This window comes from Bradyrhizobium sp. USDA 3397 (assembly GCF_054060965.1).
In genome coordinates, this window is record NZ_JBSSDS010000001.1 from 4850079 (window position 1) to 4874601 (window position 24523).

The window sequence follows — 24523 nt, forward strand, 5'->3', positions numbered from 1 at the left end:
ATGCCGGATTCCGAGCCTACCCACGACAATCCCCGCACCACGGCCAATTTGCCGGTTGTGGTGACGCCGGGCGAGGTGCTGCGCCCGAGTGCCGAAAGCTGGCTGCTGCGCGCCATCCGCACGCTGTTCGGCTGGAAGGCGGGGTCGGTGCGCGACGACCTCCAGGTCGTGCTCGACGCCTCGACGCCCGACGACACCGGCTTCTCCGCGGTCGAGCGCACCATGCTGCGCAACATCCTCAGCCTGCACGAGCGTCGCATCGCCGACGTCATGGTGCATCGCGCCGACATCGTCGCGGTCAAGCGCGACATCCCGCTCGGGGAATTGATGGACCGCTTCGAGAGCGCCGGCCATTCGCGCCTCGTCGTCTTCAACGAGACGCTCGACGATCCCGTCGGCATCGTCCACATCCGCGATTTGCTCGCCTTCATGACCGCGCGCGCCCGCGTGTCGGAAGCCACCAAGACCAAGCGCAAGAAGCCGCTGCCGGCCGGGCTCGATTTGCGCGCGGTCGATCTCGCGCTGCCGCTTCACGAGGCGCACATCATCCGCAAGCTGCTCTACGTACCGCCGTCGATGCGGGCGATCGACCTGCTCGCGCAGATGCAGGCCTCGCGCATCCATCTGGCGCTGGTGGTCGACGAATATGGCGGCAGCGACGGGCTGGTCTCGATCGAGGACATCGTCGAGCAGATCGTCGGCGAGATCGACGACGAGCACGACAGCGACGAGCCGCCCTCGATCGTGCGCCTGCCCGACAACGCCTTCATTGCCGACGCCCGCGCCAGCCTCGACGACGTCCGCTCGGTGATCGGCGAGGATTTCGTCACCGGCGAGGCAGGCGAGGAGGTGGAGACGCTGGGCGGCTATCTCGTCAGCTTCGTCGGGCGCCTGCCGGTGCGCGGCGAGGTGATCTCGGGCCCCGGCAATTACGAGGTCGAGGTGCTCGATGCCGATCCGCGCCGCGTCAAGCGGCTGCGCATCGCGACGCGGAAGGAACGCCCGGCGCCCCGCACCCAGCGCGAGAGCCGGCGGCGTGAAGCCACGCCGGAGAGCGGACAAACGCCGGCCAGCGACACGCCGACATCGCCGCCGCGCGACGGGGCCGCCTCGCAGTGAGCCCATCGCAGCGCCTCCGGCAAATTGCGCTCGCCATCATCCTCACCTGGGGATGGCAGCGCGCAGTCGTCGCCATGGCGGCCGGAGCCTTGTCGGTGCTGGCGCTGGCGCCGTTCAACCTCTTTCCGGTGCTGTTCGTCACCTTCCCGGTGCTGGTCTGGCTGATCGACGGCGCCGGGGGCGGCCGCTATGGCGGCGTGCCCGCCGCCGCCTTGACCGGCTACTGGTTCGGGCTCGGCTATTTCGTGCCCGGCCTTTACTGGATCGGCTACGCCTTCTTCGTCGAAGCCGACACATTCGCCTGGCTGACGCCGTTCGCGGTGCTGGGCCTGCCGGCCTATCTTTCGATCTTCACGGCGATCGGCTTTGCGCTGGCGCGCCTGCTCTGGAGCAAGAACGCCACGCGCGTGCTGGCGCTCGCAGCGAGCCTCACCATCAGCGAATGGCTGCGCGGCCATGCGCTGACCGGCTTCCCCTGGAACACGTTCGGCTATGCGCTGTCCGAGCCATTGCCGCTGGCGCAGACGGCCTCGCTGATCGGCCTGTGGGGCATGACGTTCCTGACGATTGCGATCTTCGCGAGCCCGGCGACGCTGATCGACCGCACGCCGGATCGGCGCCTGCAACGGCGGGTGCCGGCCGCGGCCGTCGCGCTCCTGCTTGTCATGAGCATCTTTGGCGCAATCCGCCTGTCGCTGCATCCGACCACGATCGTATCCGGCCCCAAGCTGCGCCTGATGCAGCCCAACCTGCAGCAGGACGAGAAATTCAACTATGCCGCCAAGCCGGAGGTGATGAAGAAGTACCTTGCGCTGTCGGACCGCGCCTCCGGCCCGCAATCGACCGGCGTGCGCGATGCCACCATCCTGATCTGGCCGGAATCCGCCTTTCCGTTCTTCCTGACCCGCGAAGCCGACGCGATGGCGCAAATCGCCGATCTGTTGCCGAAGGGCACGGTGCTGATCACGGGATCGGTCCGCGCGCCCGATGTGCCGCGGGGCACGCCGATCACGCGCGCCTACAACTCGATCTACGTGATCGATCACGACGGCAGCGTGCTCGCCGTCTACGACAAGCTGCATCTGGTACCGTTCGGAGAATTTCTTCCGTACCAGTCGTTGATGGAGAAGCTCGGTTTCGAGCAACTGACGCGTGTGCGCGGCGGCTTCATTCCAGGCACCGTGCGGCATGCGCTCCCCGTTGCCGGCGCGCCGCCCGCGTTGCCGCTGATCTGCTACGAGGCGATCTTTCCCGACGAAGTGGCTGTGCGCAACGAACGTCCGGGCTGGATCGTGAACCTGACCAATGACGGCTGGTTCGGCATCTCGACCGGTCCCTACCAGCACCTGGAGCAGTCGCGAATGCGCGCGATCGAGCTCGGATTGCCGCTGGTCCGCTCGGCCAATACCGGCATCTCCGCAGTGATCGATCCGGTCGGCCGCACCGTCGCGAGCCTAGGACTCGGCCTCGAAGGCATTTTGGACGCAAACCTGCCGGCCGCGATCCCACCGACCGTTTATGCACGGGTGGGTGATGTGCCCGCAATCATGCTCGTCGCGGTGGCCGTGCTGCTGGCGGTCCGCCGACGAATAGGCAAACGCCAGCCCTGATCGCACCGCCGCCGCAGCGGCCGGAATCCTTTGACAACCGTAGTCCCACGGTTGACAGACTGCACGCGGGCTCCCCATTCTGCACCGGCTGCGAAAGATGGCGGTGCATTGCTAAATTTCTCCGCAATGTTTCCCAATAACAGGGTTTGATTTTGACGGTGCTGCACCCGAGGCATGCTTGATCATTGCGCCGAAGGTGGTGTTTGGAGGGCTGAGGAAATGTCGAAAGCGCCCAACCCTGTTGACAAATATGTCGGCAGTCGCGTGCGCATGCGCCGCATCATGTTGGGCATGAGCCAGGAGAAGCTCGGTGAAGCTTTGGGCCTGACTTTCCAGCAGATTCAGAAGTACGAGAAGGGCACCAACCGGGTTGGCGCAAGCCGCATCCAGCAGATCGCGGAGATTCTGCAGGTGCCGGTGTCCTTCCTGTTCGAGGGCGGCCCGAGCGGCGTGCCGGGTCCGGATGGCTTCAGCGAAGGCGCCTCGCCCTCTTACGTCTCGGACTTTCTCGCCACCTCCGAAGGGCTCGCTTTGACCAAGGCGTTCACGCGAATCACTGATTCGAAGATGCGCCGCTCGATCGTCGATCTCGTCGAGCAGATTGCGGCCCGCGAAGGTCCGGACAAGCGTTAAAGCTCATGCCCCCCGCGATTTGAGACTGCATCAAATCTGGCCTATGTCGTCATTTACGACCGCGCTTTGATGCGCGTCCGCTTCGATGATGCGATTCAAAGGCACAGATGCGTCCATGACCGGCTCCAATTGGTTCGATTCACAAACTATTCTCGATGGCATCCGCCGCTGGGTGGAGATCGAGACGCCGACGGAAGCACCTGAACAGGTCAACAAGCTGGTCTCCGTGGTCGCGGAGCAATACGGCGACCTGCCCGTCACGCTCGAGCGCATCGCGGGCGTGGACGGCTGCGGCGATCATCTCGTGGCGCGCACGAATTGGGGGCAGGATCGACCGGGCATCCTGGTGCTGAGCCATCTCGATACCGTCCATCCCATCGGCTTCATCGAGCGCCTGCCGTTCAAGGTCGAAGGCGACGTCGCGTTCGGTCCGGGCATCTACGACATGAAGGGCGGCGCCTACATTGCCCACCACGCCTTCCGCGCGCTTTGCGCGACGGGCGATCGCTCGCCGCTCGGCATCACGCATCTGTTCACGTCCGACGAGGAGATCGGCAGCCCGACCTCGCGTGCGCTGATCGAGCAGGAAGGACGCAAGGCCAAATACGTGCTGGTGACCGAGCCGGCGCGCGACGGCGGCAAGATCGTCACCGGGCGCAAGGGCGTCGGACGCTTCCGGGTATTCATCAAGGGCGTGCCCGCGCATGCCGGCTCGCGGCCCGAAGACGGCCGCAGCGCCGTCCGCGAACTCGGCAACGTCATCCTGGCGCTGGAAGGAATGAACGATCTTGCGCGCGGCGTGACCGTCAATGTCGGCGTGGTGCGCGGCGGCACGCGCCCCAACGTCACGCCCGAGGAGGCCTATGCCGAAGTCGATCTGCGCGTCGTGAGCCTGAAGGACGCGGACGAGTTCGTCGGCAAGATTCTCTCTTTGACCTCGAAGACCGATGGCGTCACCGTCACGGTCACCGGCGAGCTCAACCGTCCGCCTTACGAGAAGAGCAATGCAGGCGCCGCGCTGTACGAGCATGCCAGGACGATCGCCGGCGAGATCGGCTTCGAGCTGATCGACACCCACACCGGCGGCGGCTCGGACGGCAATTTCACCGCCCCGCACACCGCAACCCTCGACGGGCTCGGCGTCGACGGCAAGGGCGCACACACCCATTATGAGCAGCTCTATGTCTCCTCGCTCGCACCGCGCGCGCGGCTGCTCCATCGGCTTTATCAGACGCTGCGATGAGCGAACGTAAATCAAGCCCCGACCGCGACGACAGCGAGCGCGCCTTCTTCGGGCGCCGCAAGGGTCACAAGCTGAGGCAACACCAGGCCGGCTTGATCGAGCAACTGCTGCCGCATCTTGCCCTCGATATCGACGGTCAGGCGCCGGCGGACGCGCGCGACATCTTCGATCCCGCAGCCGACGACGTCAGGCTCGAGATCGGCTTCGGCGGCGGCGAGCATCTCGCGGCCGAGGCGCAGAACTTCCCCGCCACCGGCTTCATCGGCTGCGAGCCCTATGTCAACGGCATGGCCAAGATCCTCGCGCAGATCGAGGCGGCCAACATCGGCAACATCCGCCTGTTCGCGGGCGATGCCGCCGAGCTCTTGGCCTGGCTTCCCAAGGAGTCGCTGTCGCGCATCGACCTGATCCATCCCGATCCCTGGCCGAAGCGACGACACTGGAAGCGGCGCTTCGTCCAGGACCGCACCATTGCGGTGATGGCGCGCGTGCTCAAGCCGAACGGCGAATTCCGCTTCGTCTGCGACATCGACGATTACTGCGCCTGGACACTGTCGCATCTTGCGCGCTCGCAGGACTTCGTCTGGCTTGCCGAACGCGCCGACGATTTCCGTCTTCCATGGCCGGGCTACACGATGACGCGCTACGGCCGAAAGGCCGCGCGCGAGGGACGCAAGGCGGCCTATCTGCGGTTCAGGCGGGTGGGTTAGCCGTCATTGCGAGGAGCCCGCGACAAATTGCAAGGCAATTTGCGCTGGCGACGAAGCAATCCAGAGCGTTTTCGCGGAACGAGTTCTGGATTGCTTCGGTTCGCTCGCAATGACGGAGTGGGACGCTAGATCGTCTGCCGGTTGCGCCAGAAATTCACGACGCGTTCGGCGGTCGTCGGCATCAGGCGCGTGAAATTCACGCGGGCGGCCTCGATGTCGGCATCGGCCGGCGTGCGGTTCGAACCGTACCAGAGCAGGATCAGCGCGCGCACCGTGGGCCAGCCGAGGTTCAGCACGCGGCCCAGGATCAGCAGCGGATCGTAGCGGTCGCCCGCGATCAGGCGGTCGAGGACCTGGAGGCGAACGCCCGACATCGCCGATAGCGCGGCGACCGATTCCTCGTATTTGTTCGCCTTGGCGAAACCGAGCAGCGCGCTCTCGCCGAGATGGCCTCCGCGGTGCAAGGTCAGCACGGTGTGCTGTGCCGCGGAGAAATCGCGGCGCGGGCCCGGCGGCAGCGCCGCCTCCTCGATCGCCGCCATCGCGCGCTTGATCTCGGCCTGGCGCGCGGGATTGACCACGGTGGAGAGGCGACGGCGGATGACGTCGAGCGTCCCGTCGAGCAGATGCTTCAGGTGCTCCCCGGAAAGGTCGTTGCGCTGGCCGATCCTCAGCGTCAGCACCCCGTCCTGCGCCGCGCGCTTGATCAGCTCGGAATAGCTCCCGGGCGAGAACACTGCACCGGCATTGGCTGCGGCACGGCGCACCACGTCGCGATCGCCGCGCTCAACCAGCACGTCGGTGACGACGGGCGACAAAGCGGGACGCTCGGTCATCGCCAGCAGATGACCCTGGCCCTTCAAGCGCGCGATCTCGACCAGAGCCGCGTCGTCGAGCACGGGTGAGCGGCGCAGCACGGGGCCGGCGACCGCGATCTCGTTTTCGCGCGCGAGCTGATTGACGAGGTGCGGCGGCGCGTTGTTCAGGCGCGAGAAGCGCTCGGACAGATCGACGCGCGATGCCAGTTCGGCATGGGGCACGAGATCGATCAGGAGATTGTCGAACAGATCGATCAACTCGGGGCGGAGCTTGTCCGCATCCCGGAAGAACAATTGGGAGATGGCACGCGCGATCTCGCCGCGGCGGCGCGGATCGCCGCGCTTGACGATATCGTCCAGTCCAGGAATGAGCGACGTGGCAACGGTCATGAAAACGCTACTCGAACGGGGCACGCCGCGGGTGCGCCCTTGGTCCAAGCCGCCCCACAATCGGGGAATCTAGGCCTGCTTGATGAAGGAAGCGTTGCGCAGGGTCCGACGGGCGCAAAAAGGCCCCGTTCCCGCTGCAATGGGCCTTGTCCGGGGGTTAAGAAAGCGCTATATCAGCGCCAATTCATCTTCTCATACGATCCGCGTAGTGAGAGTGGGCCCGCAAGGACCCGCTCTTTTTTATTACCTGAACGCGGCTCGGCGGGAGATGCGCCCGACGCGTCGTCGGGAAAGTTCCGAAGCGGGCTTTGAAATCGTAACCAAGCCTTAACCATCGAGCGCTCTGACCCTGGACATGACCGAACCGAACCCTGGTTCCACGGATGCCGAATTGCTGGCCGAGCCGCGGCTCGTGGTCGAGCCCGGGGTCGCGGCACGGGTGTCCGCGGTGGCAGCTCCCGTGCTCCAGGGCATGGGCTACCGCCTGGTCCGGATCCGCATTTCCGGCGAGGCCGGCTGCACCGTGCAGATCATGGCCGAGCGGCCGGACGGCTCGATGCAGATCGAGGATTGCGAGGCGATCTCGCGGGCCCTGTCGCCCGTGCTCGACGTCGCCGATCCCATCGACCGCGCCTATCGCCTCGAGATCTCCTCGCCGGGAATCGACCGCCCGCTGGTGCGCCGCTCCGATTTCGAGCGCTATTCCGGGCACCTGGTGAAGATCGAGATGGCGGTCGCGCATGAGGGGCGCAAGCGCTTCCGCGGCACGCTCGGCGCCGTCGAGGGCGACCGCGTGCATCTGCATCGCGACGATGCCAAGGCCGGCGACGATGCCGACGTTCTCCTGACCATGGAGGATATCGGCGATGCCCGGCTGGTGCTGACCGACGAGCTGATCGCCGAATCCATGCGCCGCGGCAAGGCCGAGGCGCGCGAGATGCGGCGCAATCTCGGTCTCGAGCCGCCGCAGGCGCCGCACGCCAGAATCAGCGAGAAGATCACCAAGAACACCAAGCCGAAGAAGAAGCCGGCCCCGACCAACACGAAGAAACATCGCCTTGCCGCCGAACGCGCGCGGCGCGGCGAGATCGAGCCTGACCAAGGAGACTAGCCATGGCAGTCAGCGCCAACCGACTCGAATTGCTTCAGATCGCCGACGCCGTCGCACGCGAGAAGTCGATCGACCGCGGCATCGTCATCGCGGCGATGGAGGACGCCATCGCCAAGGCGGCGCGCGCCCGTTACGGCAGCGAGACTGACGTTCATGCCGAGATCGACCCGAAGAAGGGCGAGCTGCGGCTGTCGCGCCACATGCTGGTGGTCGACAAGGTCGAGAATCATTCCAACCAGATCTCGCTGGTGGACGCGCAGCGCGCCAATCCCGGCGCCCAGGTCGGCGACACCATCGCCGACACCCTGCCGCCGCTGGAATATGGCCGCATCGCCGCGCAATCGGCCAAGCAGGTCATCGTGCAGAAGGTGCGCGAGGCCGAGCGCGACCGGCAGTACCAGGAATTCAAGGACCGCATCGGCGACATCGTCAACGGCGTCGTCAAGCGCGTCGAATATGGCAGCGTGATCGTCGATCTCGGCCGCGGCGAAGCCATCATCCGCCGCGACGAGATGCTGCCGCGCGAAGTATTCCGCAATGGCGACCGCGTTCGTGCCTACATCTTCGACGTCCGCCGCGAGACGAGAGGCCCGCAGATCTTCCTCTCCCGCACCCATCCCCAGTTCATGGCGAAGCTGTTCGCGCAGGAAGTGCCGGAGATCTATGACGGCATCGTCGAGATCAAGGCGGTGGCCCGCGATCCGGGCTCGCGTGCGAAAATCGGCGTGATTTCCCGCGATTCCTCGGTCGATCCGGTCGGCGCCTGCGTCGGCATGCGCGGCTCGCGCGTGCAGGCGGTGGTCAACGAGCTGCAGGGCGAGAAGATCGACATCATTCCATGGTCGCCCGACATCGCGACCTTCGTGGTCAACGCGCTGGCGCCGGCGGAAGTCTCCAAGGTCGTGATCGACGAGGACCGCGAGCGCATCGAGGTCGTGGTGCCCGACACCAACAACCAGCTCTCGCTCGCGATCGGCCGCCGCGGCCAGAACGTGCGCCTGGCCTCGCAGCTCACCGGCTGGGATATCGACATCCTGACCGAGCAGGAGGAATCGGAGCGCCGCCAGGCCGACTTCGAGAACTCGACCCGCGTCTTCATGGAATCGCTCAACGTCGACGAAGTGGTCGGCCAGCTGCTGGCGTCCGAGGGCTTCACCTCGGTCGAGGAGCTCGCGATGGTGGACGTCAAGGAGCTCGCCGGCATCGAGGGCTTCGACGAGGAGACCGCGCAGGAGCTGCAGAATCGCGCCCGCGAATATCTGGAGCAGCAGGAAGCCGAGCTCGAGGCGAGGCGCAAGGAGCTCGGCGTCGAGGACGCGCTCAAGGACGTGCCCGGCGTGACCTCGAAGATGCTGGTGAAGTTCGGCGAGAACGACATCAAGAGCGTCGAGGACCTCGCCGGCTGCGCCACCGACGATCTGGTCGGCTGGACCGAGCGCAAGGAAGGCAGCGAGCCGACCAAGCACGCCGGTGCGCTCGACGGCATCGACATCTCCCGTGACGACGCCGAAGCGATGATCATGCAGGCCCGCGTCAAGGCCGGCTGGATCACCGAAGCCGATCTCGCCAAGCCCACCGAGGAGGCCGAGGCGACCGAAGATCAGCCGGCTTAAGGGCAAAGGAGAATGTCGCCCGGATGCTTGCAGATTCCGACCTCGAACTTGACCATGGGCCGCGGACCGAAAGGTCCGCGACCATGCGCATGTGCGCGGTCAGCCGCGAGGTCCGGCCGATTGACGAGCTGATCCGCTTCGTCGCATCGCCTGACGGACAAATAGTTCCCGATATCAAGCGCAAGCTGCCCGGACGCGGGATGTGGCTCACCGCCTCCCGCAAGACGGTTGCGGAAGCGGTGCGGCGTCACCAATTTAGCAAGGCCTTCAAGCGCGAGCTGCGCATCCCTCAGACGCTTCCCACCGACATCGAGGCGCTCCTGGTCCGGAGCGTGACCGAAGCCCTTGGGATCGCCGCCAAGGCGGGCCAGGTCGTGGCCGGTTTCGGCAAGGTCGAAAGCGCCCTTCGGGAAGGCACGGTCGAGGTCCTGATCCATGCCAGCGACGGGGCCGCGGACGGAATCCGCAAATTGGACATGCTGGCGCGTCAGAATGCCGGGAATCGCGGTGCTAAGGCGCAGATTCCCGTCGTCACCGCTCTGAAATCGGTAGAATTGGATTTGGCACTGACCCGGTCAAATGTGATACATGCTGCCCTGCTCGCGGGCCCGGCGAGCAAGTCATTCCTGTCACGTAGCCAGATCCTGGTCCGATACCGGATGGCGGACGACGACAAGACTGCCGAAAAACCCGGCCAGGATTTCTGAGAGACAACGACGACCCGATTGGATGGTGCGGCAACGCACAACACTGATAAATCAGGATTAGGACTGCTGAATGGTTGATACCAAGACCCCTGGCGACAAGAAGCTGAGCGTTCCGAGCAAGACGCTATCGCTCAAGCCGCGCGTCGAAACGGGCACCGTGCGCCAGAGCTTCAGCCATGGCCGCAGCAAGCAGGTCGTGGTCGAGAAGCGCGGCAAGCGCCGCATTGGCGACGGACCCGAGCCGCACGCGCCCGAGGTGACGGCAAAGCCCGCGCCGGCCGCACCCGCCGCGCCGCCGCGTCCGGCTCCGCCCCCGCCGCGCAACGCCGGTTCCGGCGTGGTGCTTCGCACGCTGACCGAAGATGAGCGTTCGGCCCGTGCCAGCGCGCTGGCCGACGCCAAGCTGCGCGAAGTCGAGGAGCGCCGCCAGGCCGAGGAAGAGGCTCAGCGCCGCGCCGCCCGTGAGGCTGCCGAGCGCGCCGAGCGCGAAGCCGCCGAATCCCGCCGCAAGGCCGAGGAAGAGCGCCACCGTCACGAGGACGAAGCCAAGCGCAAGGCCGAGACCGAGGCCAAGAAGCGTTTCGGCGAGGGTGAGCAGCCGACATCCGCCGCGCGCTCCGCGACCGCAACACCCGCCGCTTCCGCACCGCGCCCCGGTGCGCCTGCGTCCCGGCCTGGAACCACTACCACAGCGCGCCCGGGAACCACGACGGCGCGTCCTGCAACCACGACCGCGCAGCGTCCGGGTGGACCGGCTGGCCGTGGCCCCGCCGTTGCGGCCGAAGCTGACGACGACGAGGCGCCGCGCCAGATCCGTCGCGGTCCCGGCGGCGCCGCGCGTCCCGTGGTAGCCCCCAAGCCCACCCACAAGCCCGGCCCGCAGAAGGAGCGCGGCCGCCTGACCGTCGTCACCGCGCTCAATGCCGATGAGGTGCGCGAGCGCTCGATCGCCTCGTTCCGCCGCCGCACCCAGCGCCTGAAGGGGCACGCCTCGAATGAGCCCAAGGAAAAGCTCATCCGCGAAGTGGTCATTCCGGAAGCGATCACCATCCAGGAACTCGCCAACCGCATGTCCGAGCGCGCGGTCGACGTCATCCGCATGTTGATGAAGCAGGGCGCGATGCACAAGATCACCGACGTGATCGACGCCGACACCGCGCAGCTGATTGCCGAAGAGCTCGGCCACACCGTCAAGCGCGTTGCCGCCTCCGACGTTGAAGAAGGTCTGTTCGACGCTACCGACGATTCGACCGACACCGAGACCCGTTCGCCCGTGGTGACCGTCATGGGCCACGTCGACCACGGCAAGACTTCGCTGCTCGACGCGCTCCGTCACGCCAACGTGGTCTCCGGCGAAGCCGGCGGCATCACCCAGCACATCGGCGCCTATCAGGTGACATCGCCTGAAACCGGCAAGAAGATCACCTTCATCGACACGCCCGGCCACGCCGCGTTCACCGCGATGCGCGCCCGCGGCGCCAAGGTGACTGACATCGTCGTGCTGGTGGTCGCGGCCGATGACGGCGTGATGCCGCAGACGGTCGAAGCCATCAATCACGCCAAGGCGGCCGGCGTGCCGATCATCGTTGCCATCAACAAGATCGACAAGCCCGATGCCAAGCCCGAGCGCGTGCGCACCGAGCTGCTCCAGCACGAGGTGCAGGTGGAATCTTTCGGCGGCGAAGTCGTCGACGTCGAGGTGTCCGCCAAGAACAAGACCAATCTCGACAAGCTGCTCGAGATGATCGCGCTGCAGGCCGAAATCCTCGACCTCAAGACCAATTCGGAGCGTCCGGCCGAAGGCACCGTGATCGAGGCCAAGCTCGATCGCGGCCGTGGTCCGGTCGCGACCGTGCTGGTGCAGCGCGGCACGCTTCGCGTCGGCGACATCATCGTCGCCGGTGCCGAAATGGGCCGCGTCCGCGCGCTGATCTCCGATCAGGGCGAGACCGTGCAGGAGGCCGGCCCCTCGGTGCCGGTCGAGGTGCTCGGCTTCAACGGCCCGCCCGAGGCTGGCGATCGTCTCGCGGTGGTCGAGAACGAAGCCCGCGCCCGCCAGGTCACCAGTTACCGCGCGCACCAGAAGCGCGAGAACGCGGCAGCCTCGATCTCCGGCATGCGCGGCTCGCTCGAGCAGATGATGTCGCAATTGAAGACGGCGGGCCGCAAGGAATTCCCGCTGATCGTCAAGGCCGACGTGCAGGGTTCGCTGGAAGCCATCCTCGGCTCGCTGGAGAAGCTCGGCACCGACGAGGTCGCCGCCCGCATCCTGCATGCCGGCGTTGGCGGCATCTCGGAATCCGACGTGACGCTGGCCGAAGGCTTCAACGCCGCGATCATCGGCTTCTCGGTTCGCGCCAACAAGGAGGCCGCTGCGGCCGCCAAGCGCAATGGCATCGAGATCCGCTACTACAACATCATCTACGACCTCGTGGACGACGTGAAGAAGGCGATGAGCGGTCTGCTCGCGCCGACCTTGCGCGAAACCATGCTGGGCAATGCCGAGATCCTGGAGATCTTCAACATCTCCAAGGTCGGCAAGGTCGCCGGCTGCCGCGTCACCGACGGCACCGTGGAACGCGGCGCCAATGTGCGCCTGATCCGCGACAACGTCGTCGTGCACGAAGGCAAGCTGTCGACGCTGAAGCGCTTCAAGGACGAAGTGAAGGAAGTCCAGTCCGGCCAGGAATGCGGCATGGCCTTCGAGAACTACCACGACATGCGTGCCGGTGACGTGATCGAGTGTTATCGCGTGGAGACGATCCAGCGCTCCCTGTAAGTCCAAATCTTACCGAAGCGTTCGGATCTTTTTGAACTGAGATTGCGGGAGTGCGATGGCCGGATTTTTCCGGCCATCCACCCCTCTTCGTTTCAACAGGACAAATGACAATGCCCGTGTCCCAGATGCGGGCATGACGAGGTGATATTCGAATAATGCCACGGCATCATCAGAAGAAGAGTTCCGCGCCCGGCGGCTCGCAGCGTCAGTTGCGCGTCGGCGAGCAGGTTCGCCACGCGATGGCCGATATTCTGGCGCAAGGCAATGTGCATGATGCCGACCTCGAAGGTCACATCATCACCGTGCCGGAGGTACGGATGTCGCCCGACCTGAAGCTCGCGACGGTCTACGTGATGCCGCTCGGTGGCCGCGACACCGAGATCGTCATCGCTGCGCTCGAGCGCAACAAGAAGTTCTTGCGCGGCGAGGTCGCGCGGCGCGTTAACCTGAAATTTGCACCTGACATTCGCTTCCGCGTCGACGAACGATTCGACGAAGCGGAACGGATCGAGAAGCTTTTGCGAACGCCTGCGGTGCAGAAGGATTTGGAACAGGATCCGGATTCGGATCGGGAAGAAGAGCAATGACCATGGACCCCGCTCACGGCACGATCGGCGGCAACGACACCGATCAGCGCGACGCGCAGACCAACGATTTCGCGGAGATGGGCGGCAATTCGCAGCCGCATCAGGAGCCGCGCCGCGTCAACAACGATCCGCGGGCCAAGCAGCAGAAGGGCAACCAGGTCCGCCGCGACCGCCGCGACGTCCATGGCTGGGTGGTGCTCGACAAGCCGATCGGCATGACCTCGACGCAGGCGGTCGCCGTGCTCAAGCGCCTGTTCAACGCCAAGCGCGCCGGACACGCCGGCACGCTCGATCCGCTCGCCTCGGGCGGCTTGCCGATCGCACTCGGGGAAGCCACCAAGACCGTCCCCTTCGTGATGGACGGCCGCAAGCGCTACCGCTTCACGGTCTGCTGGGGCGAGGAGCGCGACACCGACGACATCGAGGGCCGGGTGACCGCGACCTCGGACCAGCGCCCGAGCCGGGAGGCGATCCTGGCGCTGCTGCCCCGCTTCACCGGGGTGATCGAGCAGATCCCGCCGCGCTATTCGGCGATCAAGGTCCAGGGCGAGCGCGCCTATGATCTCGCCCGCGACGGCGAAGTCGTGGAACTGGCCCCCCGCCCGGTCGAGATTCACCATTTAACCCTTGTCGATCAACCAGATAACGACCGGGCCGTGTTCGAGGCCGAATGCGGCAAGGGCACCTATGTCCGGGCGCTCGCCCGCGATATGGGCCGGATTCTCGGCACTTACGGCCATATTTGCGCGCTGCGGCGGACCCTGGTCGGCCCATTTGGCGAAAACGACATGATTCCGCTGGATCAGTTGGAGGCTTTGTGCGATAGAGCCGCGTCCGGCGAGGGCAGCCTCGCCGACGCGCTTTTGCCCGTTGAGACCGCGCTGGACGACATCCCGGCACTGGCCGTCACTCGGGCTGATGCGGCAAGGCTCCATCGGGGCCAGGCCGTTTTGTTGCGCGGACGGGATGCGCCCACTTGTAGCGGCACAGTCTATGTCACGGTGGCAGGCCGTCTTTTGGCGCTTGCCGAAGTTGGCAATGGCGAAATCATCCCCAAGCGTGTGTTCAACCTGACCGGCCTGACTGCCAGCCCCGGTCGCAACGAGAGAAATTGACGATGTCGATTGCCGCAGAACGCAAAGCGGAAGTCATCAAGACGAATGCCACCAAGGCCGGCGACACCGGCTCGCCCGAGGTTCAGGTCGCGATCCTGTCGGAACGCATCAACAACCTCACCAACCATTTCAAGACCCACGTGAAGGACAACCATTCGCGTCGCGGCCTCTTGAAGCTGGTCTCGACCCGCCGCTCGCTCCTCGACTATCTCAAGAAGAAGGACGAGGCGCGGTACAAGGCGCTGCTCGAGAAGCACAATATTCGTCGTTAAGAGTTCTTTGCGCGCGCCACCGGCGCGCGTTTTCGCGCGTGGTTTCGAACGAAAGCGCTTGTTTTAAGCTTTTTGATCGAGGTTGCGCGCACGTCGGATGCAGGTCGTTGGCGGCCGGCATCCGAGCATGAACGGCGAAGACCGCGGTTCGGTGTTCGCATTCGTGCCGACTGACAGTCCAGCAGCAATCCGGCGGCTGGGCACAACGGGCAAGGCGCCCGTATGACCCGAAAGGATGGACGCCATCCGACATCCAAAAACCATGGCAGGATCGCAGGACGCTGATCATCCGCTCCGATCAGCGTCCCGCAATCTTGCGCATGGTTTTTGTTTTTCGAGAGCCGTCCCTTCTTTCGAGAACCCATGAAAGAAGACCTCTATGTTCAATAAGCATTCAGTCGAAATCGACTGGGGCGGACGCCCACTCAAGCTCGAAACCGGCAAGATCGCCCGCCAGGCCGACGGCGCCGTCGTCGCCACCTATGGCGAGACCGTGGTGCTCGCCACCGTCGTCGCGGCGAAGGCGCCGCGCGAAGGCGTCGACTTCCTGCCGCTGACGGTCGATTACCAGGAAAAGGCCTACGCTGCGGGCCGCATTCCCGGCGGCTATTTCAAGCGCGAGGGCCGTCCGACCGAGAAGGAGACGCTGGTCTCCCGCCTGATCGACCGACCGATACGCCCGCTATTCGTCGACGGTTGGCGCAACGAGACCCAGGTGATCGTCACCGTGCTGTCGCACGACATGGAGAACGATCCCGACGTCGTGGCGATGGTCGCGGCCTCCGCGGCGCTGACGCTGTCCGGCGTGCCGTTCAAGGGCCCGATCGGCGCGGCCCGCGTCGGCTTCGCCAATGACGAGTTCATTCTCAACCCGACGCTCGACGAGATGGTCGACACCCAGCTCGACCTCGTCGTCGCCGGCACTGCCGACGCCGTGCTGATGGTGGAATCGGAAGCCAAGGAACTGAACGAAGACATCATGCTCGGCGCGGTGATGTTCGGTCACCGCCACTTCCAGCCGGTCATCAACGCGATCATCGAGCTCGCCGAGAAGGCCGCCAAGGAGCCGCGCGAAGTCACCGTCATCGACAACGCCGCGCTCGAGAAGGAGATGCTCGGCCTGGTCGAGCAGGAGCTGCGCGCCGCCTACGCGATTCCGATCAAGCAGGAGCGTTATGCCGCCGTCGGTGTCGCCAAGGAAAAGGTGATGGCCCACTACTTCCCGGAGGGCCAGGAGCCGAAATACGACAAGCTCCGTGTCGCCGGCGTGTTCAAGGAGCTCGAGGCCAAGATCGTTCGCTGGAACATCCTCGACACTGGCAAGCGCATCGACGGCCGCGACAGCAAGACGGTGCGCAACATCGTCGCCGAAGTCGGCGTGCTGCCCCGCGCCCACGGCTCGGCGTTGTTCACCCGCGGCGAGACCCAGGCGATGGTCGTGACCACGCTCGGCACCGGCGAGGACGAGCAGTACATCGACGCGCTGTCCGGAACCTACAAGGAAACGTTCCTGCTGCACTACAACTTCCCGCCCTATTCGGTCGGCGAGACCGGCCGCCTCGGCGGCACCAAGCGCCGCGAGATCGGCCACGGCAAGCTGGCCTGGCGCGCGATTCGTCCGGTGCTGCCGCCGCACCATGAATTCCCCTACACCACGCGCGTGGTGTCGGAGATCACCGAGTCCAACGGCTCGTCCTCGATGGCTTCGGTCTGCGGCGCCTCGCTGGCGCTGATGGATGCGGGCGTGCCGCTGAAGCGGCCGACCGCGGGCATCGCGATGGGCCTGATCCTCGAAGACAAGCGCTTTGCGGTTCTCTCGGACATCCTCGGCGACGAGGACCATCTCGGCGACATGGACTTCAAGGTCGCCGGCACGGAAGCGGGCATCACCTCGCTCCAGATGGACATCAAGATCGAGGGCATCACCGAAGAGATCATGAAGGTCGCGCTGGCTCAGGCCAAGGACGGCCGGATCCATATCCTCGGCGAGATGGCAAAGGCCCTCACAGCGGCCCGCGCCGAGCTCGGCGAATACGCGCCGCGCATCGAGACCTTCAAGATCGCCACCGACAAGATCCGCGAAGTGATCGGTACCGGCGGCAAGGTGATCCGCGAGATCGTCGAGAAGACCGGCGCCAAGGTCAACATCGAGGATGACGGCACCGTGAAGGTCGCCTCCAGCGACGGCGAGGCGATGAAGGCGGCGATCAAGTGGATCAAGTCGATCGCGTCCGATCCGGAAGTCGGCCAGATCTATGACGGCACTGTCGTCAAGGTGATGGAGTTCGGCGCCTTCGTGAACTTCTTCGGTTCCAAGGATGGTCTCGTCCACATCAGCCAGCTCGCGGCCAACCGCGTGCAGAAGACCTCCGACGTCGTCAAGGAAGGCGACAAGGTCAAGGTCAAGCTGCTCGGCTTCGACGACCGCGGCAAGACCCGCCTGTCGATGAAGGTGGTCGACCAGACCACGGGCGAAGACCTCGAAGGCAAGGACAAGGGCGGCGAGGGCGAGAAGGCCCCGCGCGAAGCCGCCGGCGAGTAAGGCCTCGCGACAGTCCGGAAACGCGAAGGGCGGCCGAGAGGCCGCCCTTTTTCTTTGCCGTGCCGCCTGCATCATCGCAGGCCATGCGCGCTTCCGCCGCAGCGTCGGAGTGACCGCGTTCGAAACCCGGAATGGCTGGTGTTGCGTAACTATCGTACCGCCGTACGCTTCATCAGCGGATCGTCCCAAGACAGGAGAACCAAATGACGTCCATATCCCGGCGCCGCCTCATGTTCACTGCAACCGGCCTCGTCGCGGCTGCCGCTGCCCCGCGCATGGCGTTTGCGCAAGCCGCCGCGGCGTCCGCAGGGCCGTTCAAGCTCGATCCTTTGGCCTATCCGGCGAATGCGCTGGAACCGCATATCGATGCCCAGACGATGGAGATTCATCACGGCCGCCATCACCAGGCGTTCATTACCAACCTGAACAATTTCGCGAAGGACAATCCCCAGATCGCTGGAAAGCCGGTCGGCGAGGTGCTCGGCAATCTCGGCGCCGTACCCGACGCGATCCGCACCGGCGTCCGCAACAACATGGGAGGCCACGCCAACCACACGATGTTCTGGCAGATCATGGGACCGAACGGCGGCAAGCCGGAAGGCGCCCTGCTCGCCGCGATCGACAGCGATCTCGGTGGCATGGAGAAATTGCAAACCGACTTCAACGCTGCCGGCGGACGGGTCTTCGGCTCGGGCTGGGTGTTCGTGACTGTCAGCAAGGATGGCAAGCTCGCCATCGAAACGCGACCCAACCAGGACAATCCGATGATGGACGGCAAGCGGGCGCTGCTCGGCAATGACGTCTGGGAGCACGCCTACTATCTGAACTACCAGAACCGGCGCGCCGACTATCTCAAGGCATGGTGGAACACGGTGAACTGGAAGGCGGTGGGCGAGCGCTACGCTGCCGCGAAGGCCGGCACACTCGACGTGTGAGCACAATCGGAAACCATAAAAAGGGCGGCCTCTCGGCCGCCCTTTCTCGTGACTACTGCGCTCTCTCTCGCAAGCGGGAGAGGTGTCATCCTCACGCCGCGAGGTCGTAGCGGTCGAGGTTCATCACCTTGGTCCAGGCCTTGGCGAAATCCTTGACGAACTTCTCCTTGGAGTCCGAGGTGGCATAGACCTCGGCGAAGGCGCGAAGCTGGGAGTGTGCGCCGAAGATGAGATCGACGCGGGTGCCGGTCCACTTCACCGCATTGGTCTTGCGATCGCGTGCCTCATAGGTGCCATCGGCAGCGGCCGTCCACTGCGCGCTCATGTCGAGCAGGTTGACGAAGAAGTCGTTGCTCAGCGTTCCCACCTTGGTGGTGAGCACGCCGTGCTTCGAACCGTTCGCGTTGGCGCCGAGCACACGCAGGCCGCCGACCAGAACCGTCATCTCGGGACCTGTGAGTCTGAGCAGCTGCGCGCGATCGACCAGAGCTTCCTCCTGCTGCATGAACTGATGCCGCTTGCCGATGTAGTTGCGGAAGCCATCGGCGCGCGGCTCCAGCGGTGCGAACGAGGCCGCGTCCGTCTGCTCCTGCGAGGCGTCCATGCGGCCCGGCGTGAAGCCGACCTTGACCTCGACGCCGGCGTCCTTGGCGGCCTTCTCGACCGCGGCGGTGCCGCCGAGCACGATCAGGTCGGCGAGCGAGACCTTCTTCGCGCCGGATGACGCGTTGAAGTCCTTCTGGATCGCTTCGAGCTTGCCGAGCACCTTGGCGAGCTGAGCCGGCTCGTTGACCTCCCAATCCTTCTGCGGGGCAAGCCGGATGCGCGCGCCGTTGGCGCCGCCGCGCTTGTCCGAGCCGCGGAACGTCGAGGCCGAGGCCCAGGCCGTTGAGACCAGTTCCGGCACCGTCAGGCCCGAAGCCAGGATCTTGGTCTTCAGCGAGGCGATGTCCTGCTCGCCGACCACCTCGTGGTTCACGGCCGGAATCGGATCCTGCCAGATCAGCGTCTCCTTCGGCACCAGCGGGCCGAGATAGCGCTGGATCGGACCCATGTCGCGATGGGTGAGCTTGAACCAAGCGCGGGCGAAGGCGTCCGCGAACTGATCCGGGTTCTCCAGGAAGCGACGCGAGATCTTCTCGTAGGCGGGATCGAAGCGCAGCGAGAGGTCCGTCGTCAGCATGGTCGGCCGATGCTTCTTCGACTTGTCGAAAGCATCGGGGATGATCGCCTCCGCGTTCTTGGCCACCCACTGGTTGGCGCCGCCCGGGCTCTTGGTCAGCTCCCATTCGAAGTTGAACAGGTTCTCGAAGAAGTTGTTGCTCCACTTCGTCGGCGTCTTCGTCCACGTGACCTCGAGACCGCTGGTGATCGCATCACCCGAGTGGCCCGTGGCGTGCTTGCTCTTCCAGCCGAGGCCCTGATCTTCCAGCGCGCCGGCTTCCGGCTCCGGACCGACCAGCGAGGGATCGCCGGCGCCATGGGTCTTGCCGAAGCTGTGGCCGCCGGCGATCAGCGCGACGGTCTCTTCGTCATTCATCGCCATGCGGGCGAAGGTCTCGCGAATGTCCTTGGCTGCGGCGACCGGGTCCGGCTTGCCGTTCGGACCTTCCGGATTGACGTAGATGAGGCCCATCTGCACGGCGCCGAGCGGCTCGGCGAGCTGGCGTTCGCCGCTGTAGCGCTCATCGCCGAGCCAGGTGCCTTCGGGACCCCAATAGAGTTCTTCCGGCTCCCAGACGTCGACGCGGCCGCCCGCAAAGCCGAACGTCTTGAAGCCCATCGATTCCAGCGCGACGTTGCCGGCGAGCACCATCAGATCGGCCCAGGAAATCTTGCGGCCGTATTTCTGCTTGATCGGCCACAGCAGACGGCGTGCCTTGTCGAGGTTGGCGTTGTCGGGCCAGCTGTTGAGCGGGGCGAAACGCTGCTGACCGGCGCCGGCGCCACCGCGGCCGTCGGTGGTGCGGTAGGTGCCCGCGCTGTGCCAGGCCATGCGGATCATGAGACCGCCATAGTGGCCGAAGTCGGCGGGCCACCATTCCTGCGAGTCCGTCATCAGGGCGGTCAGGTCCTTGATGACCGCATTCAGGTCGAGTGACTTGAACTCCTTGGCATAATCGAAGTCCTTGTCCATCGGATCGGACTTGTCCGAATTCTTGTGCAGCACCTCGATGTTGAGCTGCGTCGGCCACCAATCGCGGTTTGTGCGCGTGGGTTTTCCGCCCGAAAACGGGCACTTCGAAGTGTCGTCCATGAATACCTCCTCTGGCGGCGTCGAACTCGCGCCCTTGACCAGGTAGAACCACTCTAAGCGCAGCGTCCTATCAGGGGAAGTTGACTTTAGTGATCGCTGCGATAGGATTTTCTGATGATAAATCTGACGCTGCGCCAGCTCCGGTATTTCGACGCGCTGGCCCGTCACGGCCATTTCGGCCGCGCGGCCGAGTCCTGCTCGATCTCGCAGCCGGCCCTGTCAATGCAGATCAAGGAGCTGGAGGAGGCGCTGGGCGGCCTGCTGCTGGAGCGCAGCGCCCGCCAGGTCGCGCTGACCCGGTTCGGCGAGGAGCTGGCGCAACGGGTCCGCGACATCCTGCGCTCGGTCGACGAGCTCGGCGATTTTGCGCGCGCTTCGCAAGACCGCTTCGCCGGCCGCCTGCGCATCGGCATGATCCCGACCATCGCACCCTACCTGCTGCCCAAGATCACCAAGAATCTCACGCGCATGCATCCGGAGCTCGACATCCGCGTGCGCGAGACCATGACGCCGCGGCTGATCCAGGAACTGGTGGAAGGACGGCTCGACACCGCCATCGTGGCGCTGCCGGTGTCGGAGCCCTCGCTCACCGAGGTCGCGCTGTTCGAGGAGAAATTTCTGCTGGTGCGGCCGGGCGCCGATGAAGGCACACCGGTGCCGTCACGCGAGATGATGCGCGAGATGCGGCTTCTGCTGCTCGAGGAGGGGCACTGTTTCCGCGACCAGGCGCTGTCGTTCTGCAACATGCAGGCCGCGCCGCCGCGCGAGATGCTGGATGCGAACTCGCTGTCGACGCTGGTGCAGATGGTCAGCGCCGGCATCGGCGTCACCCTGATCCCGGAGATGGCGGTGCCGGTGGAGACGCGGTCCGCCTCGGTCTCGCTGGCGCGCTTCCGCGACCCCGAGCCGTCGCGCACCATCGGCATGGTCTGGCGCAAGACCAGCCCGTTGGCGCGGCAGCTGCTGCAGATTTCCGAGGTGGTGTGCCTGTCGGCCGGCAAGGTGCGCGCGCGGCAATCCCTGCGCAGCCAGAAGGCTTGATCGGCGGATGTCGCATCCGGTCATCCGCCCCGCCCGCGCGGATGAGTACGACGAGATCGGGCGCGTCTGGATGGAGAGCTGGGTCTCGACCGGGCTCGCCGAAGCCAGCGACTTCCTGCTGGCGAACCTGCGGGCGCGCATACGGCGCGAGATCGAGAACGGCTGGAGCCTGTTCGTCGCCGACGATCGCGGCACGATCGCCGCGATGCTGGCGCTGCATCTGCCAAAGCTCTATCTCGACATGCTGTTCGTCGCGCCCGCCTATCAGGGGGCAATCCCTCGGGCGGAAGCTGCTCGCCTTCACGCGCACGCAAATGCCCGACGAGATGTATCTGCGCTGCGTCCGCGAGAACGAAAAGGCCTGGCGCTGGTACGAACGCGAAGGCTTTGTGCTCGAGAAGGAAGAGATCGAGCCGTCGAACGGGTTCGTGATGAAGTGTTACCGGTGGAACCGGCCACGGCCAGGCGGCGGGTAGGACGAGCGGGTCTTCACCTTGCGGTTGCAATCGGCCCGCACTAGTAGATGTCTCTCGTCGACGAGAATATACCGGAAGCCGCAACCCGCATCAGCCGTCCCATGTTTCGCATCTGCTTGACTACGATCTTTCTGTTCGGGCTCATCGCAGGCGCGGCGGCCCAATCCGCTCCATCACCGGCTCGGCCAGCCAAGAGCGCCACGCCGAAAGCCCCCTCGAGCTCCAAACAGCCTGCCGCTGCGGATGCAGGACCGTGCGGGATTGGCCTTATTTCCGTCGTCGGCAACCGGTTCGGTGTTCAGCAGGTTGGCTTCACCATGTTTGGCAACGAGTACGCGCCCGTCGCGATCGATGGTTGGAGACTTGATGACATCGTCATGTCGCGGGTTCGCGCGGCCGCGTCCGGCAAATCCGTCAAGCGCCTCGCTTATTCGCCGAGCGCCTGGGCGCAGGCCGGTGGATCCGGATCGCCGATGCTGAGACGAAACCAGGAGCGACAGGAATTCGTTCAGCAGAGCGCGGCAGGCACCAAATGTCAGCTCTATGTCCTGGTCGAGAGATTCCAGAACGGCTTCAGCAACACGAACCAATCTGTCGAGGGATTTGGCATCGTGAAGTGGGGCAATCCCATCAAGCGACGCACGTTCCTGTTCGCGCTGACCTATATCACCGTGTACGACGGACAGTCGTTCGAGGTCGTCAAGAAAGGCGCGGCGTCAACGGATGCCGAACCCATGATGTCACGCTTGATCGGGATCAACCCGATCAGCGGCCCCAACAAGGAATTGGATGAGACGGCCTTTCCGGCGTCTGCCAACGAGGTGGCGGGCAACCACGCGCTGCGCGATGGTGTCCGCACGCTGCTGACGACGAGTCTCGACAAGACGCTACCTCAGCTGCTCCAGCAATGAAGGTTCCCCGCCATGATCAAGCTCTATTGGTCGCCCCGCTCGCGCTCGTTCACGACGCTCTGGCTGATGGAGGAGAGCGGCCTGCCCTATGAGCGCGTGCTGACCGACATCTCGACCGGCGCGCAGAAGGCGCCGGACTATCTGAAGATCAGCCCGATGGGCAAGGTGCCGGCGCTGACCGACGGCGATGCCGCGCTCGCCGAAGCCGCGGCGATCTGCGCCTACATCGCAGACCGCTATCCCGAGACCAAGCTCGCACCCGCCGTGACCGACCCGCGCCGCGCGCGCTACTTGCAATGGCTGTTCTTCTCTCCGGGCTGCATCGAGCCGGCCATCACCCAGATCTTCACCAAGATCGAGATCCCGACCTCGACGGCGGCCTGGGGCAGCGCCACGCAGGTGTTCGACGTGCTGGAAGCCGCGCTCGAAAAGGGTCCGTGGATTCTCGGCGAGGAATTTTCCGCCGCCGACGTCGTGATCGGCGCCGGCCTGAATTTCGCGATACGCCTGTTCAAGATGGTGCCGTCGCGCCCCGCGTTCGATGCTTACCTCGCGCGCTGCACGGCGCGGCCGGCGTTCCAGCGCGCGGAGAAGATCGCGGCGGGATAGACAAGCTCAGGATTTGTAGGGTGGGCAAAGCGAAGCGTGCCCACCACCTTGCGTCGCGATCCTTGAGAGCTCGTGGGCACGGCGCGAAGGGCGCGCCTTTGCCCACCCTACAAGAGCTACGAAAGCATCCTATTCCGACTTCAAATCATCCGGCCGCGGCATCAGGATGACGTTGTAGCCCGAATCCACATAATGGATCTCGCCGGTCACGCCGCCGGACAGATCCGACAGCAGATACAGCGCCGAGCCGCCGAGCTCGTCGAGCGTGACGCCGCGGCGGAGCGGCGCGTGCTTCTGCATGAAGGCGAACATTGCGCGCGCCTCACCGATACCGGAGCCGGCGAGGGTGCGGATGGGGCCGGCGGAGATCGCATTGACGCGGATGCCGCGCGGTCCGAAATCAGCGGCGAGATAGCGCACGGAAGCCTCCAGCGCCGCCTTGGCCACGCCCATCACGTTGTAGTTCGGCATCGCGCGCTCCGAGGCGCCGAAGGTCAGCGTGATCATGCTGCCGCCTTCCGTCATCAGCTCGGCGGCGCGCTTTGCGACCTCCGTGAACGAGAAACAGGAGATCACCATGGTGCGCGAAAAATTCTCGCGGCTGGTGTCGGCGTAGCGGCCCTTCAGCTCGTTCTTGTCGGCAAAGCCGATCGCATGGATCACGAAGTCGAGCCCGCCCCACTTTTCGCGGAGCACCGCGAAGGTGGCATCGACGCTGGCGATGTCCTCGACGTCGCAAGGCAGCACCAGATCGACGCCGAGCTGCTCTGCCAGCGGCTTGACGCGCTTGCCGAGCGCCTCGCCCTGGAAGGTGAAGGCAAGCTCGGCGCCGTGGGCATGCAGCGTCCTCGCCATGCCCCAGGCGATGGAATGATCATTGGCAATGCCCATGATCAAACCGCGCTTGCCTTTCATCAGACCTTCCATTGCCTCGCGGCTCCTTATCATTCCGACGTCATCGCCCGCGCAGGCGGGCGATCCAGTATTCCGAGACAGTCGTGGTAGTCGTGAGGGCACGGCGTACTGGATGCCCCGCCTTCGCGGG

General features: G+C 65.2%; 20 protein-coding genes and 1 pseudogene. 18 read left to right on the forward strand and 3 right to left on the reverse strand.

Features of this window, described 5'->3' with window-relative positions:
* The 5 genes from ACVWYQ_RS22385 to trmB all read left to right on the forward strand — a co-directional run bounded on the left by ACVWYQ_RS22385 (position 1) and on the right by trmB (position 5315).
* The gene (locus ACVWYQ_RS22385; protein WP_404544797.1) at positions 1-1119 is read left to right on the forward strand and encodes a hemolysin family protein; all 1119 of its coding nucleotides are present in this window, start codon (positions 1-3) and stop codon (positions 1117-1119) included.
* Complete coding sequence (gene lnt, locus ACVWYQ_RS22390) at positions 1116-2729, forward strand: apolipoprotein N-acyltransferase (RefSeq protein WP_404544798.1); 1614 nt, start codon at positions 1116-1118, stop codon at positions 2727-2729. Before ACVWYQ_RS22385 ends, lnt begins: the two co-directional genes overlap by 4 nt.
* A 219-nt stretch (positions 2730-2948) precedes the next feature.
* Positions 2949-3362 (forward strand): helix-turn-helix domain-containing protein, encoded by a 414-nt coding sequence (locus ACVWYQ_RS22395; protein WP_018319423.1) that lies wholly within the window; start codon positions 2949-2951, stop codon positions 3360-3362.
* Between the two features lie 85 nt (positions 3363-3447).
* Positions 3448-4605 (forward strand): M20 family metallopeptidase, encoded by a 1158-nt coding sequence (locus ACVWYQ_RS22400; protein WP_404544801.1) that lies wholly within the window; start codon positions 3448-3450, stop codon positions 4603-4605.
* A complete protein-coding gene (trmB, locus tag ACVWYQ_RS22405; RefSeq protein WP_275500524.1) occupies positions 4602-5315 on the forward strand; it encodes a tRNA (guanosine(46)-N7)-methyltransferase TrmB in 714 nt (237 codons plus the stop codon). Before ACVWYQ_RS22400 ends, trmB begins: the two co-directional genes overlap by 4 nt.
* Positions 5316-5440: 125 nt before the next feature.
* Here trmB and ACVWYQ_RS22410 read toward each other — a convergent pair whose 3' ends face one another.
* A complete protein-coding gene (locus ACVWYQ_RS22410) occupies positions 5441-6523 on the reverse strand; it encodes a DUF2336 domain-containing protein (RefSeq protein ID WP_404544802.1) in 1083 nt (360 codons plus the stop codon).
* Between the two features lie 355 nt (positions 6524-6878).
* Here ACVWYQ_RS22410 and rimP point away from each other — a divergent pair, with 355 nt between their 5' ends.
* From rimP to ACVWYQ_RS22455, 9 genes are all read left to right on the forward strand, one after another.
* The gene (gene rimP, locus ACVWYQ_RS22415; RefSeq protein ID WP_157285960.1) at positions 6879-7634 is read left to right on the forward strand and encodes a ribosome maturation factor RimP; all 756 of its coding nucleotides are present in this window, start codon (positions 6879-6881) and stop codon (positions 7632-7634) included.
* Positions 7635-7636: 2 nt separating this feature from the next.
* Positions 7637-9247 carry a transcription termination factor NusA gene (nusA, locus tag ACVWYQ_RS22420; protein ID WP_036024506.1) on the forward strand — a complete coding sequence of 537 codons (1611 nt, stop codon included), beginning with the start codon at positions 7637-7639 and terminating at the stop codon, positions 9245-9247.
* Positions 9248-9270: 23 nt separating this feature from the next.
* Complete coding sequence (locus tag ACVWYQ_RS22425) at positions 9271-9954, forward strand: RNA-binding protein (protein ID WP_404544806.1); 684 nt, start codon at positions 9271-9273, stop codon at positions 9952-9954.
* A 70-nt stretch (positions 9955-10024) separates the two neighbouring features.
* Positions 10025-12733 (forward strand): translation initiation factor IF-2, encoded by a 2709-nt coding sequence (gene infB, locus ACVWYQ_RS22430; RefSeq protein ID WP_157285962.1) that lies wholly within the window; start codon positions 10025-10027, stop codon positions 12731-12733.
* Between the two features lie 155 nt (positions 12734-12888).
* Positions 12889-13320, forward strand: coding sequence for a 30S ribosome-binding factor RbfA (gene rbfA, locus ACVWYQ_RS22435; protein ID WP_271510559.1), 432 nt, complete (start codon positions 12889-12891; stop codon positions 13318-13320).
* Positions 13317-14435: a tRNA pseudouridine(55) synthase TruB gene (truB, locus tag ACVWYQ_RS22440; protein WP_036009001.1), complete on the forward strand. Its 1119-nt coding sequence runs from the start codon at positions 13317-13319 to the stop codon at positions 14433-14435. Before rbfA ends, truB begins: the two co-directional genes overlap by 4 nt.
* Positions 14436-14437: 2 nt before the next feature.
* The gene (gene rpsO, locus ACVWYQ_RS22445; protein ID WP_008540131.1) at positions 14438-14707 is read left to right on the forward strand and encodes a 30S ribosomal protein S15; all 270 of its coding nucleotides are present in this window, start codon (positions 14438-14440) and stop codon (positions 14705-14707) included.
* A gap of 379 nt (positions 14708-15086) precedes the next feature.
* Positions 15087-17249, forward strand: a complete 2163-nt coding sequence (gene pnp / locus ACVWYQ_RS22450) for a polyribonucleotide nucleotidyltransferase (protein ID WP_036024490.1) — start codon at positions 15087-15089, stop codon at positions 17247-17249.
* Positions 17250-17452: 203 nt separating this feature from the next.
* Positions 17453-18184, forward strand: coding sequence for a superoxide dismutase (locus tag ACVWYQ_RS22455; RefSeq protein ID WP_456726395.1), 732 nt, complete (start codon positions 17453-17455; stop codon positions 18182-18184).
* A 91-nt stretch (positions 18185-18275) separates the two neighbouring features.
* Here the strand turns inward: ACVWYQ_RS22455 and katG are convergent, their stop codons facing one another.
* Positions 18276-20441 (reverse strand): catalase/peroxidase HPI, encoded by a 2166-nt coding sequence (katG, locus tag ACVWYQ_RS22460; RefSeq protein WP_404544812.1) that lies wholly within the window; start codon positions 20439-20441, stop codon positions 18276-18278.
* A 114-nt stretch (positions 20442-20555) separates the two neighbouring features.
* On the opposite strand from katG, the gene ACVWYQ_RS22465 reads away from it, so the two are divergent.
* From ACVWYQ_RS22465 to ACVWYQ_RS22480, 4 genes and pseudogenes are all read left to right on the forward strand, one after another.
* A complete protein-coding gene (locus ACVWYQ_RS22465) occupies positions 20556-21482 on the forward strand; it encodes a hydrogen peroxide-inducible genes activator (RefSeq protein WP_271543488.1) in 927 nt (308 codons plus the stop codon).
* A 7-nt stretch (positions 21483-21489) separates the two neighbouring features.
* Positions 21490-21958 (forward strand): annotated as a pseudogene (locus ACVWYQ_RS22470) (GNAT family N-acetyltransferase).
* Positions 21959-22005: 47 nt separating this feature from the next.
* Positions 22006-22869 (forward strand): hypothetical protein, encoded by an 864-nt coding sequence (locus tag ACVWYQ_RS22475; RefSeq protein WP_404544814.1) that lies wholly within the window; start codon positions 22006-22008, stop codon positions 22867-22869.
* Positions 22870-22881: 12 nt separating this feature from the next.
* The gene (locus ACVWYQ_RS22480; protein WP_404544816.1) at positions 22882-23478 is read left to right on the forward strand and encodes a glutathione S-transferase family protein; all 597 of its coding nucleotides are present in this window, start codon (positions 22882-22884) and stop codon (positions 23476-23478) included.
* Positions 23479-23607: 129 nt separating this feature from the next.
* On the opposite strand, the gene fabI is transcribed toward ACVWYQ_RS22480, so the two are convergent.
* Positions 23608-24405, reverse strand: coding sequence for an enoyl-ACP reductase FabI (gene fabI / locus ACVWYQ_RS22485; protein ID WP_271543481.1), 798 nt, complete (start codon positions 24403-24405; stop codon positions 23608-23610).
* Positions 24406-24523 lie beyond the last annotated feature (118 nt).

Bases quoted from the DNA above. Each gene is read 5' to 3' on its own strand.
- ACVWYQ_RS22385 (WP_404544797.1), top strand. From the start codon at position 1: ATGCCGGATTCCGAGCCTACCCACGACAATCCCCGCACCACGGCCAAT.
- ACVWYQ_RS22395 (WP_018319423.1), top strand. From the start codon at position 2,949: ATGTCGAAAGCGCCCAACCCTGTTGACAAATATGTCGGCAGTCGCGTG.
- ACVWYQ_RS22400 (WP_404544801.1), top strand. From the start codon at position 3,448: ATGATGCGATTCAAAGGCACAGATGCGTCCATGACCGGCTCCAATTGG.
- trmB (WP_275500524.1), top strand. From the start codon at position 4,602: ATGAGCGAACGTAAATCAAGCCCCGACCGCGACGACAGCGAGCGCGCC.
- ACVWYQ_RS22410 (WP_404544802.1), bottom strand. From the start codon at position 6,523: ATGACCGTTGCCACGTCGCTCATTCCTGGACTGGACGATATCGTCAAG.
- rimP (WP_157285960.1), top strand. From the start codon at position 6,879: ATGACCGAACCGAACCCTGGTTCCACGGATGCCGAATTGCTGGCCGAG.
- nusA (WP_036024506.1), top strand. From the start codon at position 7,637: ATGGCAGTCAGCGCCAACCGACTCGAATTGCTTCAGATCGCCGACGCC.
- ACVWYQ_RS22425 (WP_404544806.1), top strand. From the start codon at position 9,271: ATGCTTGCAGATTCCGACCTCGAACTTGACCATGGGCCGCGGACCGAA.
- infB (WP_157285962.1), top strand. From the start codon at position 10,025: ATGGTTGATACCAAGACCCCTGGCGACAAGAAGCTGAGCGTTCCGAGC.
- rbfA (WP_271510559.1), top strand. From the start codon at position 12,889: ATGCCACGGCATCATCAGAAGAAGAGTTCCGCGCCCGGCGGCTCGCAG.
- truB (WP_036009001.1), top strand. From the start codon at position 13,317: ATGACCATGGACCCCGCTCACGGCACGATCGGCGGCAACGACACCGAT.
- rpsO (WP_008540131.1), top strand. From the start codon at position 14,438: ATGTCGATTGCCGCAGAACGCAAAGCGGAAGTCATCAAGACGAATGCC.
- pnp (WP_036024490.1), top strand. From the start codon at position 15,087: ATGTTCAATAAGCATTCAGTCGAAATCGACTGGGGCGGACGCCCACTC.
- ACVWYQ_RS22455 (WP_456726395.1), top strand. From the start codon at position 17,453: ATGACGTCCATATCCCGGCGCCGCCTCATGTTCACTGCAACCGGCCTC.
- katG (WP_404544812.1), bottom strand. From the start codon at position 20,441: ATGGACGACACTTCGAAGTGCCCGTTTTCGGGCGGAAAACCCACGCGC.
- ACVWYQ_RS22465 (WP_271543488.1), top strand. From the start codon at position 20,556: ATGATAAATCTGACGCTGCGCCAGCTCCGGTATTTCGACGCGCTGGCC.
- ACVWYQ_RS22475 (WP_404544814.1), top strand. From the start codon at position 22,006: ATGTCTCTCGTCGACGAGAATATACCGGAAGCCGCAACCCGCATCAGC.
- ACVWYQ_RS22480 (WP_404544816.1), top strand. From the start codon at position 22,882: ATGATCAAGCTCTATTGGTCGCCCCGCTCGCGCTCGTTCACGACGCTC.
- fabI (WP_271543481.1), bottom strand. From the start codon at position 24,405: ATGGAAGGTCTGATGAAAGGCAAGCGCGGTTTGATCATGGGCATTGCC.